Annotated in this window: 14 protein-coding genes; 2 read left to right on the forward strand and 12 right to left on the reverse strand. The window is 48.5% G+C overall.

What is annotated here, in order from left to right; all coding sequences use genetic code 11:
* Positions 1-30 precede the first annotated feature (30 nt).
* The 4 genes from AC0LWM_RS27380 to AC0LWM_RS27395 all read right to left on the reverse strand — a co-directional run bounded on the left by AC0LWM_RS27380 (position 31) and on the right by AC0LWM_RS27395 (position 3,190).
* Positions 31-1,443, reverse strand: coding sequence for an arsenic transporter (locus AC0LWM_RS27380; RefSeq protein ID WP_474678208.1), 1,413 nt, complete (start codon positions 1,441-1,443; stop codon positions 31-33).
* Positions 1,444-1,461: 18 nt separating this feature from the next.
* Positions 1,462-1,785, reverse strand: coding sequence for an ArsR/SmtB family transcription factor (locus AC0LWM_RS27385; protein ID WP_474678209.1), 324 nt, complete (start codon positions 1,783-1,785; stop codon positions 1,462-1,464).
* Between the two features lie 156 nt (positions 1,786-1,941).
* On the reverse strand, positions 1,942-2,727 hold the full coding sequence (locus AC0LWM_RS27390) for a cytochrome c oxidase assembly protein (protein ID WP_474678210.1): 786 nt from the start codon (positions 2,725-2,727) through the stop codon (positions 1,942-1,944).
* Positions 2,720-3,190 (reverse strand): DUF2243 domain-containing protein, encoded by a 471-nt coding sequence (locus tag AC0LWM_RS27395; protein WP_474678211.1) that lies wholly within the window; start codon positions 3,188-3,190, stop codon positions 2,720-2,722. Before AC0LWM_RS27395 ends, AC0LWM_RS27390 begins: the two co-directional genes overlap by 8 nt.
* Before the next feature lie 184 nt (positions 3,191-3,374).
* Here AC0LWM_RS27395 and AC0LWM_RS27400 point away from each other — a divergent pair, with 184 nt between their 5' ends.
* Both AC0LWM_RS27400 and AC0LWM_RS27405 read left to right on the forward strand, forming a co-directional pair.
* A complete protein-coding gene (locus AC0LWM_RS27400; protein WP_474678221.1) occupies positions 3,375-4,208 on the forward strand; it encodes an MBL fold metallo-hydrolase in 834 nt (277 codons plus the stop codon).
* Between the two features lie 196 nt (positions 4,209-4,404).
* Entirely contained in the window at positions 4,405-5,943 is a 1,539-nt protein-coding gene (locus AC0LWM_RS27405; protein WP_474678212.1) for a DUF4855 domain-containing protein, read from the forward strand.
* Positions 5,944-6,037: 94 nt separating this feature from the next.
* On the opposite strand, the gene AC0LWM_RS27410 is transcribed toward AC0LWM_RS27405, so the two are convergent.
* The 8 genes from AC0LWM_RS27410 to vanG all read right to left on the reverse strand — a co-directional run bounded on the left by AC0LWM_RS27410 (position 6,038) and on the right by vanG (position 14,636).
* Entirely contained in the window at positions 6,038-6,514 is a 477-nt protein-coding gene (locus AC0LWM_RS27410) for a hypothetical protein (RefSeq protein WP_474678213.1), read from the reverse strand.
* A gap of 173 nt (positions 6,515-6,687) precedes the next feature.
* Positions 6,688-7,341 carry a FusB/FusC family EF-G-binding protein gene (locus AC0LWM_RS27415; protein ID WP_474678214.1) on the reverse strand — a complete coding sequence of 218 codons (654 nt, stop codon included), beginning with the start codon at positions 7,339-7,341 and terminating at the stop codon, positions 6,688-6,690.
* Positions 7,342-7,632: 291 nt separating this feature from the next.
* Entirely contained in the window at positions 7,633-9,573 is a 1,941-nt protein-coding gene (locus AC0LWM_RS27420; RefSeq protein WP_474678215.1) for an FtsX-like permease family protein, read from the reverse strand.
* Positions 9,551-10,336 (reverse strand): ABC transporter ATP-binding protein, encoded by a 786-nt coding sequence (locus tag AC0LWM_RS27425; protein WP_474678222.1) that lies wholly within the window; start codon positions 10,334-10,336, stop codon positions 9,551-9,553. The genes AC0LWM_RS27420 and AC0LWM_RS27425 overlap by 23 nt, the downstream gene beginning before the upstream one ends.
* Before the next feature lie 107 nt (positions 10,337-10,443).
* Positions 10,444-11,466, reverse strand: a complete 1,023-nt coding sequence (locus tag AC0LWM_RS27430; RefSeq protein WP_474678216.1) for a sensor histidine kinase — start codon at positions 11,464-11,466, stop codon at positions 10,444-10,446.
* Positions 11,467-11,478: 12 nt separating this feature from the next.
* Positions 11,479-12,156: a response regulator transcription factor gene (locus AC0LWM_RS27435; RefSeq protein WP_474678223.1), complete on the reverse strand. Its 678-nt coding sequence runs from the start codon at positions 12,154-12,156 to the stop codon at positions 11,479-11,481.
* A 183-nt stretch (positions 12,157-12,339) separates the two neighbouring features.
* Positions 12,340-13,578 (reverse strand): serine racemase VanT catalytic subunit, encoded by a 1,239-nt coding sequence (gene vanT / locus AC0LWM_RS27440; RefSeq protein WP_474678217.1) that lies wholly within the window; start codon positions 13,576-13,578, stop codon positions 12,340-12,342.
* Positions 13,575-14,636, reverse strand: a complete 1,062-nt coding sequence (gene vanG / locus AC0LWM_RS27445; protein ID WP_474678218.1) for a D-alanine--D-serine ligase VanG — start codon at positions 14,634-14,636, stop codon at positions 13,575-13,577. Before vanG ends, vanT begins: the two co-directional genes overlap by 4 nt.
* Positions 14,637-14,877: the final 241 nt, after the last annotated feature.

Here is a 14,877-nt window from a genome sequence, read left to right on the forward strand (position 1 = left end):
GTTCATAAAAAACCTTCCTCTCAAATTAACTTAAGCGCCTTGATGTCCTTTTGGAGCCGGTTTGTTGCCCAGAACGATCTTTAAAATGATCCCAACCGCCGCAAGTCCAATGACAATAGCCGCGATACATAACCAGACGTTCACGTCTAAAGTTTGAATCGTATACAGCCAAACAACGAGACCTGTTAGGGTTATGAGCAGCGTTGGAACGGTCAGCAGGATGCCGATTTTAAAATAATAGCCCCATCCGATCTTCACGTTTTTCGTTGACAATACATGAAGCCATAGCAGCGTTGCCAAGGAACCGATTGGAGTAATTTTCGGGCCCAAATCCGAACCGATCACATTGGCATAGATCAGCGCTTCACGAATGATCCCCCCGGTTTGGGTGCCTTTTATGGCTAGCGCATCAATCATGACGGTCGGCAGGTTATTCATAATCGACGATAGGATGGCGGCAATAAAACCGGTACCGAGAGTCGCAGCGAATAGGCCTTTATCGGCAAAAGCTTGTATAACGCTTCCTAACGCATCCGTTAGCCCGACATTTCTTAGGCCGTAAACGACGACGTACATGCCGATGGAAAACACAACGATTGTCCAGGGGGCTTCCTTGATGATTCGTTTTGTTTGAATCATAGGACTGCGTCTCGCGGCGAATATAAATACGATCGCGACAACTCCAGCGACGAGAGAAACCGGTACATGAATGAATTCGCTAAGCAAATATGCGATGAATAGAACTGTCAAGACTACCCAGGATAATCGGAATAGCTTGATATCCTTGATCGCTTGACGAGGTTGCTTTAATTGTATAACGTCATAGCGCTTCGGAATGCTTTTGCGAAAAAACAAATAAAGGACAAGGATGCTGGCTCCCAATGCAAACAAATTCGGGACGATCATCCGACTCGCATACAGGGCAAACCCGATGTCGAAGTAGTCGGCGGAAACGATGTTGACCAAATTGCTAACGACTAGCGGCAGCGACGTAGTGTCCGCTATAAATCCGCTGGCCATAATAAACGGCAGTATCATTCGCTCATCGAATTTCAAAGCACGGACCATGGCCAGAACGATCGGGGTTAAAATGAGCGCCGCCCCATCATTTGCGAAAAATGCAGCTACGATTGCACCAAGAAGGATGACGTAAACGAACATCAGATTGCCATTGCCCCTGGCCATCCTTGCCATATGGAGTGCGGCCCATTCGAAGAATCCGATTTCATCCAAAATAAGCGAGATGAGAATTATTGCCACAAAGGTCAATGTCGCATTCCATACGATCCGCGTTACGTCGCTTACGTCGCCGAAGTTTACTACGCCGCATCCAAGGGCAAGGATTGCTCCTCCCAAGGCTGACCAACCGATACTCAATCCCTTGGGCTGCCAGATGACAAAAACCAACGTGACAACAAAAATGAGAAACGCAATGTAAATCATGAAAAAAGCCCTCCTGTATTACTTGCAGCAGTCATTTTCTTCACAAACAACAGAACGGATCCTCTCTTTTGGCGAAGGAACCTGTTTAAGGATTTCGGCGAGAAAGGGCTTCTCTTGAATATTTAAGGAATAATACACCCACTGACCTCTTTTGCTTTCTTTCACCATGCCCGCGTCCTTTAGTTTACGCATGTGTTGGCTAATGTTCGGTTGGCTAGTCTGCAAGATATCGACAATTTCACATACACATAATTCCTTTTCGCTGAGTAATGCAACAATCGTCAGCCTGTTTTTGTCCCCTAGCAGTTTGAATAAATCGGCTAATTCTCCAATTTGAATCATGTTTCTCTCCCTCAAGTCATTTTCCATGTATCTTCATCACTTTATTATTATATAATTATTCGCTTATGTAAAGAAGTTAATATTTTGCAAATCAAAAAAAAGACCTCAGGCTTTATGCCGGATGGCCTTTCTGTTGTACTGCTCGTCTTATTTACTTCAAGCTTTTATTAGGCGAGCGTTTTGAGTTTTATTTGTACGAAACCACTGAAAGCATAAAGTGGCGACGATCATAATTTCAACGAGATCTCCCCCATAATACATCAGCATTGCCCCCTCCTCAGCTTGCGCGGCATCTACTCCAGCCGGAGGATGCGCATACAAATATTTCGACAATATCCCGTGGCAGGCCGAAGCAATAATCCATACGATCCCGCGAAACATGAACCCTGGACGTTGAGACGCCGGATGGGTACCGACGAGGGATTGCGCGTACAAATATCCCGCAACAAAAAAATGAACGTGGACCCCTAGTTGAACTACGAAGTTGTGCTGCATGATCGAAAATAATCCGGTCGTATAGATGACCCACATTCCTCCAATATTGAACAATGCCGCGACGATAGGATCGTGAAGCATACGGAAGGGCAACCAACTTGTCAATTTGACAATGCGGCGTGCCGAATGAACAGGAGCCGCTCGCAGTACAAGAGTGATCGGAGCGGCAAGAACGATTAGATATGGGGCAAGCATGCCGAGCAGAAGATGACAAACCATATGTGCAGTAAAATGGGTATGCCCAAGCTCCGCTAAAGGTCCAACCACCCCTGCAACTGCGAGCAAAATCCCCATCGTCCATAGGACGGTGCGGTATACGGGCCATGCTCTGCCGCGACGACGAATTGTGGCGGCAACCATACAATAAACCGTAATCGACAGTAGACCAAGCAGCATTACAATGCCGCCCAGAAAACTGCCGCCGTGCTGAAGAGCATGGTTATGCATGCGAGCGTCCTTTCGCTTTGTTCGTACGGTCAACGATGTAAGCGCCGATAATGATCATTGCGGCAGCGCTAACGTTCCATACGATGTCATAAGGCAGTATGTTTACATTGTACCGAATTTGATGCAAGCTCATCAGTTTATGCTGAACAATTCCGTCGTAAAGCTGGAATACACCCGCACCAAGCAACAAGCCTCCCCACCACAGTCCGACCATCCAAGTTCTCGTTCTTTTCAATTCAGCAAGCATAAACGACGAGACGATCGTTGCGAAAAAGCTGAAGGAATGGAACAGACCATCGGATACGAGGCCGATATCGGTTGTAGACTTGTCATAGAAGTGATGCCAATGCAACAGCTGATGAAATACCGTTTCATCGATAAAAGCGATAAGTCCCAGTCCGAATAATATGCCTGACCAAAGGGATCGGCTGGGTGAATCCGCTTTATGTGCACTTGATTTCATGTATTTGAACGTACCTCCATCTCATCTTTTACTGCGTATTGGAAATATATCGTTATTATAAGATTCTCGAGTCCGTCTTTATTCGTTTCTAAGTTTCGTATAAATCGTTTATATTTCCGCCATAATACTTGGAATTACGCGAGATTGTGGAGGGATTTCTTTGGGTGCGAATGACTTTACGGATATGGAAAATGCCGCAGAACATACATTTATTCCTATGACTTCGCTTAATGACGGCAACAATGAAGCCGTTGCATCTGACGTGTACTGCTATACAACGCAAATCGTGAACGTATGCTTTGCCGGCGATCCGGACGGATGGGTGTTGATCGATACGGGGATGCCCCGGTCCGCCGAACGTATTATGGATCGCGCGGCTGAGCTTTTCGGAAAAAATGCAAAGCCGCAAGCGATCATATTGACCCATGGGCATTTTGATCATGTCGGCGGCGTCGTCGAGCTAGTCAAACATTGGAAGGTTAAAGTTTATGCGCATGAGCTGGAATTACCCTATTTAACCGGAAAATCGAATTATAACGAACCGGATTGGACGGTCGAGGGCGGGATCGTCGCAAAGCTGTCGCGATGGTTCCCGAACGAAGCAATCGATCTGGGAGGACATATCGATTCCCTCCCTTCCGACGGAAGCATACCCGGCATGCCGGGATGGCGGTGGATTCATACGCCGGGACATACGCCAGGCCATATTTCCTTATTTCGCGAGAAAGATCGGGGACTCATCTCTGGAGATGCTTTGGTAACCGTTGAACAGGATGCTTTATACGACGTACTGATTCAGAGGAAGCAAGTTTCGGGACCTCCTGTATATTATACGACGGACTGGCCGGCTGCCGAACAATCCGTGAAGAAGCTCGAGTCGTTAAACCCGGCATACGTTGTTCCGGGCCACGGATCCCCGATGAGCGGCGAACCGTTCACCCATGGCCTCTCTTCACTCGCTGCGAATTTTGAACGGAATGCCGTACCCGAATACGGACGTTACGTCCATCACGAATAAGCCGACCCAAATCGGAAACTTTCCACGAAAAACCGAGTTCAATGAGCTCGGTTTTTTATGTTGTCCTGAATTAAGGTGCGGCTGTTCCATACTTGCTATAAAACCATATAAGGGTATTATTACCTTTCCGATTCATCTATAATGGGACTATCTTTTTACATTACATTTGTATCACTAATAAGGAGGACAAACTGCAATGCGCAATCTCGCCCGAGGCCTTCAATATGAATGGTCGGAACAACCCAATTCCAACTATATGGATTCAACCTTTAAATTGACCGACGGGAAACACGGAGCATTACACATTTCCGACCCGGCGTGGGTCGGCCATCATCGAGGCAAAACACGCGAAGTCGTGTTTGATCTAGGTTCGGAAAAATCCATATCCGCAGTGAAAGCACGCTTCATGCAAGATTGGCCCAAGAACAATACTCTAGTCCCTCTGGCCGTATCGATGTATGTATCCGACGATAAGGAACATTGGGGTTTGCTATCCCACAATCCGACGAAGCTTTTGTGGGGCGACGGGCCGACGCGCGAAGAAATCTTTGCATGGGACGGCGGAAGTACTATGGCCTATGCCCGCTACGTTAAAGCGACGTTCACCGTACATACAAGAGCGTTTCAATTGCTGGATGAAATCGAAATCTGGGGCGTTGACGGCAAGGCTGAAGGCGCTGTCAAAATCAAACCCCAGACACCCGCATTTCAGAAATCCGGCGAAGCAACCGGCGGAATCAGCAACCTGATCCTGCTCTATAACGGTCATTACAGCCATGGGAAAGGCGACTGGTCCAAGGAACGGATCATTCCGAACATCAGCTATGTGGATGAGCAGGGGAATCCGGTCGACTGGTTGTTCGACGGCGTCCTTTATCTCGGCATATCGACACCGGACGGAAAAGGCATGGACGGCCCGGCCAATATGAACGATTGGACATGGTATCTCGATAAGACGTTCGCCGAACATGCCGACCTGCAGCAGTTGAACGAAGCAACCAAGGAAGTGGGTCAGAAACTGAATCAACCTGAGCGTAAAACGAAAGTTGTTCTGATGATTCCGGATACCGGCGAATATTTGACCGACTTCGGCGATGTCGACGGCGATGGAATATCCGAAAACTTTAACGCTTCGGAGGTTGGCGAACAGCAGGCAGTTGCCAACATGCAAAAAGTGATTCGCTGGTACATCGAAGAACTCCTTGCAAGATGGCAATCAAAAAACTATTCCAATCTTGAGCTTGCAGGATTATATTGGCTAAGCGAGCAAGTCAGCACGAGCGAATCCGGGCCGGCATTCCTTCGTTTTACAAGCGATCTGGTTCACTCGAAAGGCTTGAAGCTGTTCTGGATTCCGCATTTTCTCGCTTATAAAATGTTCGATTGGAAAGAAGTCGGCATAGATGCCGTTACGCTGCAGCCGAATTATTACTTCGAGGAAATGGATCCTGCGCGAATCGAGGATGCCTCCGGCCTTGCCAAGCAATACGGTATGGGCGTCGAACTCGAATTCGACGAGCATATGCTGACGGACGATTCCTTCCGCAAACGGTATATTGAATATTTAAACGGCGGTGTTACGCACGGTTATATGAAGGAAGCGTTTAAAGGATATTATCAGGGCTGTGATGCGGTATACGCTCTTGCGACAAGCCGAGATCCGATTAACCGGAAAATGTATGATTGGCTGTACCAGTTCATTCAAGGTACTTATACCGTCCAAGAAGTGAAATAATCTGTCGAACTTCATTATCGTATGAAATACAAAGAAGGCATCGTCCTCAGGCGGGGGCGATGCCTTCTCCACTCGATGATTTCATCGATGGGCATTATAAGCCGAATTTATTCATTAATGGCACTATGAATTTAAGCATCCCCATGCCAATGCTCATGATACCGCCCAATGAGCTCATAAATGTTCCGGTTTGGCCCAAACTGCCTAATCCGCCCAATCCGCCTAGCCCTCCAAGTCCGCCGAATCCTCCAGCTCCTCCTATCCCGCCAAAACTGCCTAATCCACCTAGTCCGCCCAGCATTCCGCCCAATCCGCCCGAAATCAAGCTGCCCAAACCGCCCAATCCGGAAATGCTTGCCTTTGAGCTATCCCTATAATCGGAAACCATTTTCTTCCCTTTTACTCCTTCAAAAAGCAGCTCATCGCCGCGCATGTCACGTACGATCCCGCAGTAGCAGCTCCCATCCCTTAATACGATAAGAACGGGTACCTTATTCATATAGCGGATTGCCAATTGCGCGTTATCCTTGTTTGTCGTTTGTTTGTTCGCAATCTTGCCGTTTGTTTTCATAAGTCTGCAAGCACTTCCTCTCCTCGCTCTCGTCCCTTATTACCTATCCTATGACGAGCCATCCGATATGGAGAGGGCTATGATTAAAACCAATTATCGTGACGTAGTTAACGGCGCATGAAAAAAGCCGCCGAATTGCTTCGGCAGCCTATTGAAAAATCTACTACATTTGATTATCCCACGACTTCTTGGATATATTGTTCCAATGCCGCGACATCCGTTATATTCTTGTTGCAAGCGATGCTGTCAACGCACATATAGTTGCCGATCGCCTTGTAGTATTCCGGCGAGGCGTTAGCCGGTCTCGACTTCGTGATCGCCGTGAATAACGCCACCTCTTCATGCTTTTTGCACAAGAAGCAAACGCTCTTCTTGTTGGCCGGGGTATACCTGCCTTCGACGCCGACAAGCTGTCCGTTTAGATGATAAACGATGAACAATTTATTCGTTCCGATATCGGTCCAACCAAGATAAGTGACGTAACGGTAATCGATCGCGGTTAGATCGGGAACCTTCAGCTTTTTGTTCTTCGGAAACAGCTTCTTCAGCTGCTTCTCCGTCACTTGGCCGAATTCCGCCATATGAGGTTCGAGCGAATGCAAATACTGCTGGAAATCGCCCGCCGTTCGCAACATCGCGATTTGCTCCAACGTTTGGATTTGAAGCTCCGTTGCATCCGGGAACGTTTCGATAACTTTGGAATGCGCGCTGTATCTTACCGATTCCACTACTTTCGGGTCGGAAACGGTATTGCAGGCATGCTGCAGAATACCGGCCTGCTTCTTCACTACATTATATTGATGGTTTCTAATAAATGGTTTGACCATGCTTTTCAGCCCCTTATTCATAATGTGTTGCAAATAAGGTGCAAAGCCTATTATTAGAAACGATATCAGCTCTATTGGGCGACAATATGATCGATTATTTGTCCGGCCCCACGCAAAGTATCGCCCTAATTGCTAGGCTTTGCATGAGTCGTTGCTAGCTCCGGCAAAGTATTTTGCCATACGTACCGACCTCCCTCTTAATGACCATTATATGAAAAGTTTCAATTCGAAGCAATGCAATAAACGAAACATTCATGTATATGCGGAATCTACTCCCTGCCAAGTCTCGCCTCATAACGCGGCTTTAACGATTCTCCGATAATACCCGACCGTTAAGAAAGCGAAGACGACATAAATCAAGACATACACGCTCATCGCGGTCGCGGATGGAACGGTGATGTCGGAAAACACGAGTATCGACGCCGATTTCACCGCGAATACGGAATGCAGAAGCCCGATCGCTAGCGGGATCCCGTAAACGAACAGCTGCTTGCGAACGATTCCGCGCATGATGTCTTTCACGTCAAAGCCGAGCTGCCGCAATGTCGTATAGCTCATCTTCTCTTGCTCCGCTTCCGTCATCTGCTTGAAGTAGAGTATGCTGCCGGTCGAAATGAGAAAGGCGAGACCCAGGAAGCCCGCGATAAAAATGAACATTCCGAAAAATTGGAGCGCAGCCTTGTACTCCTTATGGAAATCAGGCATATATGCGCCCTTCGGCACGTATTTGGCATATAAGCCGGAAGCTTTGGCCCGCTCGACTTTGTCGGGAACTTGGAACGTATCGATGCGAACGGCTTCATTGTCCCGTTGGGCCGGCATCTTCTCTTTGAGCTCCTTCACGGTCGCTTCCGTTGCGACAAGCTGCATACCGTATACGCTTGCATTCATGACATACTCTTCGACAAGACGGGTCATCTTGATTGTTCCGCGACCCTCACCGTTATCCAATCCGATCACCTTCGGGTAGTTCGATGTGTCTCCATTAAATTCCCCGATGAAGTTGGTTCGCGCTTCGTACTGAATAGCTTCCCCTTTACCGGGCATCGTGCCGATATCGGCTCCTGTCTTTTGAAGCTGTTCGGCCGGAAGGAACAGCAAAGTGCGGGAATCCCTTTTCGATGCATGGTTCGTATCACTGATCGTCCCTCTAATTCGGACGGCATCGATCGGCTCATGGGCGAAAGAAATACCTTCCTTCTCCAGCTCCGCTTGAAACGACTTCGCGTCTTTTTCTTTGTTTTCGAAGACGAAATCGTACCGAATCCTTAGCCTCGTATCGCTCTCCGCGGAATAATAGAACGAATAGGAGACCGCGATCATGGTCAGCGTCATTGCCGACAGAACCGCGATGAGTGTAAGCGAATTGGCATTCGCTTTCATGCGATGCATAATTGGTGCAAGCGACAGGCTGTTCTTCAGACCGAGATGTCCGTCTCTGCTCTTCCGGAACCGATAGAATAGCCAGCCGATCGTGACGCGGAATAATAAATACGTACCCAGAATCGTCGACCCAAGCACCGCAAGCATATTAAAAAATAACAATCCGTTGACCATATAGCCCGACAGGAAATAGCCGAACGCGATGAGTGCAATGCCGAATACGGCAAGCATGGCGGAAACGAACGTTTTTGGTTTTTTCGGATGTTCCCCTTGTTTATCCGCGTTAAAAAGCCCAAGCAGCGTATTGCGATACACGGTAAACGCCATCTGTGCCGAAGTAAGCACAATAAGCGAAGCGAACACAATGACCGTTTGCATCGCGGCCGCAGCCGAGAACGCGACCGTGATAAACCCATCAAAGTCTAGAAGCTTGAGCAGGATAAGCAGGAAAAGACGCGATACGAGGGCCCCGCCGCATATCCCGATGACGAGAGCACCCGCCCCTAGAAGCACGTTTTCGATAACAAGAAGTCTCGCGACCCCCTTTCTCGTCAGGCCGACTAGCTGATAAAGCCCGATTTCCCTGCTTCGGCGTTTCAGGAAAATACTGTTGGCATAGAGCGTAAACACAACGACGATGCTGATCAGCAGTATCCCCGCGACTTTAAAAGCACTATCGAAGTGAAGGTCCGAGTCCGCCCTTCGGACGATGGATGAGTCATGCTGCAATGTCGAGAAAACGAAAAAAAGGCTGGTGCTGAATATAAGCGCGAAAAAATAAAGGTAATAATGTTTAATATTTTTCCGCATGCTTCGGAGAACGAGGTCAAATAGCGTCAACGTCGTCACCTCCGAGAACGACCTGCACATTCATGATGTCTTTGAAGAAGGCCTGCCTTGTTTTGTCGCCGCGGTAAAGCTCCGAATAAACGGCGCCGTCTTTGAGAAATACGACGCGGCTGCAGTAGCTGGAAGCGACAGGATCATGTGTGACCATCATGATGGTCACGCCGCGCTTTTTATTAATTTCCTCCATCGTGCCAAGCAGGGAAGACGCCGATTTCGAATCAAGCGCTCCTGTCGGTTCGTCCGCGAATACAATCGACGGCTGATTGATAAGCGCACGCGCGGCAGACGTCCGCTGCTTCTGTCCGCCCGAAATTTCGTGCGGATATTTGTTCGCAAGCTCGGTGATGCCGAGAATATCGGCGATCGCAAGGAACTCGTCTTCCGCAACGTTCTTTTTTACCTTGCCTAGCGATATAGGAAGCAATATATTTTCCTTCACCGTCAACGTGTCGAGCAGGTTGTAATCCTGAAATATAAATCCGAGTTTATTGCGCCGGAAAGCGGATAACTCGGCGTCCTTCATCCTGGAAATGTCGGCGTCTCCGATAAGGATCGATCCCTCCGTCGTACGGTCGATTGTAGCAAGAACATTGAGCAAGGTCGTTTTCCCTGCCCCGGATGGTCCCATGATGCCGACGAATTCACCCTCCACGACGCGGAGACTGATGCTCTTCAATACTTGCTGGACATTGCCCCGAGTACCGAATGATTTTCGGACGTTCTGAGCGTGAAGCACGGTTTTTTGCGTATATGTTGGATTTATCACGATATATTTCTCCTCCTTGTTTGCTATAGCCTTATTGTATTGTTCGGCGGAGGTATTGTCGTTCGATTCAGATGACAAACGGAAGGAGCAGCATGACAATTTTGTCACATTCGGACGGACTGAAACTTATTATTGGTTGTAAAAGTCATGCGCATCTCGGTCCCTCGCATCCTTTCCGAATGCGCGGTGAGCGTGATTCCGATTTTGCCGGCTACGGTTTGAGCAAGATACAGTCCAAGTCCGGTCGCCGCATTTTGGATTCTTCCGGTTCCTCCCGTGAAGCCTTTATCGAATATACGCGGCAGCTCGTGCGGCGGAATGCCCGATCCTTGGTCCTCCAAGATCAAGCTAACATGACCCGTCGGCGTAACTTCACTCGAAATGAGGATTGTCCCGCCATCCGGACTGTATTTCACGGCGTTCGTCAATAGTTGCCGGATGATGAAGCGGCACCACTTGCTATCCGTCATCACTTCGGCGTCATCCCCCTCAAAATCGACCGCAATATTCTTTTCCATGCACCATGAAGCCATTTCATGGACTTCTTCAGCCGCGAGCCGCTGGATATTCGTTCTCGCCAGAACATAGTCCGATTCAAGAGAAGGCAAACGGGCGATGTAAAGCTGCCGGTCGATCAGCAAATGGACACGCAACCATTCCGCTTCGATTCTTCGCATGATCGGATCATTGCGGTTGGCATCGATCGTCAGCTTCATTGCTGTAAGCGGGGCTTTCACTTCATGTACCCAGGATGTCATGTAATCACGCTCGATGAAGTGGACTTCGTTGCACTCAGACAGCTTTCGTCTATAATTGCGGTCTGCCGTGCATAGTACTTCATGAATGACTTCATCTCGCAAATACGGCGATGCCGGCAAAGTGACGATCCAATCCTCATTCATGCAATCGATTTGCTCGGCTAGAGCTGCCGTGAATTTCATTTCTTTCTTGAAACGCCACACGAGGAATGCAATAAATAAGAAAAGCAAGATAAAATTTAAATAAAGCATGGAACTTGCCTTGACCGCTATTCCTTTGTCAAGCCAAATGAGCAAGTCGATGAAACCTAGCGATATGAAATAGAAGATGATCCAGCTTTTTGCGTCGCATACATAACGGAAGAACATGCTTGCCCCTCCCTATATTGTGACGGCCATGTAGCCAAGCCCTTTTTTGGTCACGATCGCATCTTCCAGTTGAAGAACGGCAAGCTTCTGGCGCAGTCTCGTGACATTCACCGTCAGCGTATTATCGTTGACGAAGCGTTGGTCGTCCCAAAGCTTGCGGATCAGATCCTCGCGCGAAATGACCTCGTCTTTCGTCTTGGCAAGGATGGCAAGAATGAAGAACTCGTTTTTGGTCAGCTCGACTTCTTTTCCTTCCATCCGGATCACACATCGTTTCATATCGATAATCGCACCGTTCCATTCGATGATATCTGCGGTTTCTTCTCCATAAGAGTATGTACGCCGCAAAATCGCCTGAATTTTGGCAAGCAGCACGTCCGTGTGGAACGGCTTCTGAATGTAATCGTCTGCCCCCATATTCATCGCCATAACCATGTCCATCGGATGATCGCGCGAGGATAAAAAAAAGATCGGTACTTTCGATACCGCACGAATCTCCCGGCACCAATGAAATCCGTCATACATCGGAAGCTGGATATCCAGGATGACGAGATGCGGCTGCACCTTCAAGAAAGTGCCCATCACATCATGAAATTGATCGATCCCCGCGACGCGGAAGGACCATTGCTCAAGCCTTTCCCTCAAAGAGTCGTATATGGCGAAATCGTCCTCGACGATCAGAATGTTCATATCCATACCATTACACTTCCTTCTCTTAAATATCAAATATCGAACTAGCCCCTAGCGGCCTTGAATGAAATTTACCGGAACCAGCTTCTTATTGATATAACGACTATCCGATGTCAAGAGATTTGCGGGCCATAAAAATTTTCCGATCGGCTGCCGGTTGGCTCAAGCACAAAAACACCCAGACTAGGTTGTCCGGGTGTTCCCGTCATTCAAATACATTCGCTCCACTCGATTTCCGAGACGGCTTACGATTTCGTTCGCAATCGTACCGCAGCGGCGGGCCACCTCGCCTGCCGTAATCGTTTCCTCCCCGTCTTGTCCGATCAGCGTGACAACATCTCCCGCTTGCACCCCGAAGATATGACTCACATCGACCATGAGTTGATCCATGCATATATTGCCCGCGATTCGCGCTCTTTGGCCCCGAATAAGAACGAATCCGCCCTTCTCCGACAGATCCCTCGGCACCCCATCGGCGTAACCGATGGAAACCGTTGCAATTCTGCTGTTGGAAGCTGTCCGGTAATTACGCCCGTATCCGACAGACTCATCCTCGTTTATCTCCTTAACGTGCGTCACTCTTGCTTTGAGCGATAGAACGGGCCGCAAGTCGACTTGTGCATGCACGCGATCGGTTTCACTCGATAATAGACCGTAAAGCGCGATACCGGGTCTGGCCAATTCGAAGTTCAGATCCGGATAATTGAGAATTCCGTAGCTGCTCTGGACATGCAGCGCGCCGGGATGGATTCCAGTAGCCTTAAGCTCATCGACGATTCCGACAAATCGGCTGAGTTGGGTTTTTGTAAAAGCGATATCCTCATCTTCCAAGCTGTCGGATACGGATAGGTGGGTAAACGTTCCGGAAATACGCAAATTGCGAAGCCGGTAGATCGAAACAATTTGGTCCACATTGCTGTAGCGTTCGCCCAATCTGCTCATCCCCGTGTCGATCTTGACATGAACGTTGATTAGATTGCCATAGTCGTTCAACGCTTTCCCGTAATCGGCGCTAAGAACCGTCTGCGAAAGCCGGTAGCGTGACAAATCCCCGAAACGGTCCGGAGAAGTGTATCCGAGCACCAAAATTTCACCTTGCAGTCCTTTTCTCCTAAGCGCAATCCCTTCCTCTACATCCGCTACCGCAAAATGCCTTACGCCGATCCGGTTCAGGTGCTTCGCGATCGGAATGCCGCCGTGTCCGTATGCATTGGCTTTGACGACAGCCATGATTTCGCAATTCGGCGGCAATACATCGCTTAGTTCCTTAACGTTGTGTGAAAGATGATCCAATCGAATTTCCACCCAAGCTCTATGTTGTTTTAAAAGACCGAGATGGACTTGTCCCTCATTCGCCATGACTTCCTCGTTCATTGTTGGTTGAGGCAAACGGCTTGATAAGCTTAAACGGAGTGGATTCATACGTTCTTCTCCTCGGATAACGCCAGTTGAATCAACCGGTCCACGATTTCGGGGTAAGAAATGCCGATCGCCTGCAGCATATTCGGATATCTGCTCATGGACGTAAAGCCGGGAATCGTGTTCACCTCATTAAATAGGAGCTTTCCATCCTCGGAGAGAAACAGATCCACTCTTGCGAACCCTTTGCAACCAAGCGTTCGGTAAATCTTCAACGCGGTTTCTTTGACTTGCGTCGCCGTTCTCGCGTCGATTCTCGCAGGCAGATGGATCTTCGACGTTTCAAGCGAGTATTTCTCTTGAAAGTTGAAAAATCCGTCCGCAATTTCTATTTCGTCCACCTCGCCGACGATCGGATCGGCATGACCCAGAATGGCGCATCCCACTTCGAAACCGGCAATATTTTGTTCGATCAGCACCTTATTGTCATGTGAAAAAGCGTTCCTCACGCCTACCACCAGGTCATCGATATCGTATGCTTTCGTGATTCCGAGCGACGAGCCTGACTTGGCCGGTTTGACGTAGAGCGGAAATCCGAATGTTGCAGCGTCAGCCAATGCTTCATCGATCGATTCGCCGTCGTAGATCGTGACCGATTCCGGCGTATCGATGCCGGCCGCGCGCACTAAAGTATGCGCAATCTCCTTGTCCATACCGATGGCGGACGAAAGCGAGCCGCAGCCGACGAACGGGATGCCCGCCAGCTCCAGAAGCCCTTGCACGGTACCGTCTTCCCCGTTTTTACCGTGCAAGATCGGAAACGCTGCGTCGATTCTCGTCGTTCGGTATTCGGTGTTCACAAGTTCGACGAGGCCTCCGATTTCTCGGCTTGGCGAAATAAACGCAGGCGTACAGCTAGGATGGTTATGCCAGCGATCTTCTCGTATATATTCCACGCTGCCATTGTAACGAAGCCAATTTCCCTCTCGTGTAATGCCAATCATCACGATGTGATATTGATTCCGATCCATATGATCAAGGACCGAAGCCGCCGAGCTTAACGACACCTCATATTCGCTGGAGCAACCGCCGAACAAGACCGCTATATTTTTCTTATCCATTTATTGAACCCCCATGACGTATGTAATGAACTACTATCATGGTAATCCGTACACCTTATGGATCCGTAAAATAAATGTTAAGAATAACCAAGTTTAACATTAAGAATTATTAAGATTTTTCAAGAAATTGGGCCTAGTAGAGTAAAGGGCTGAGTAATTCAGCCCCTCCTCATCAAACCGGACGTGAGGTTTTCCCTCATCCGGCTTTCCGATGTTCTTCTTCCTTGTGCATTGCGGTACT

The sequence above is a fragment of the Paenibacillus sp. sgz302148 genome (assembly GCF_056120465.1).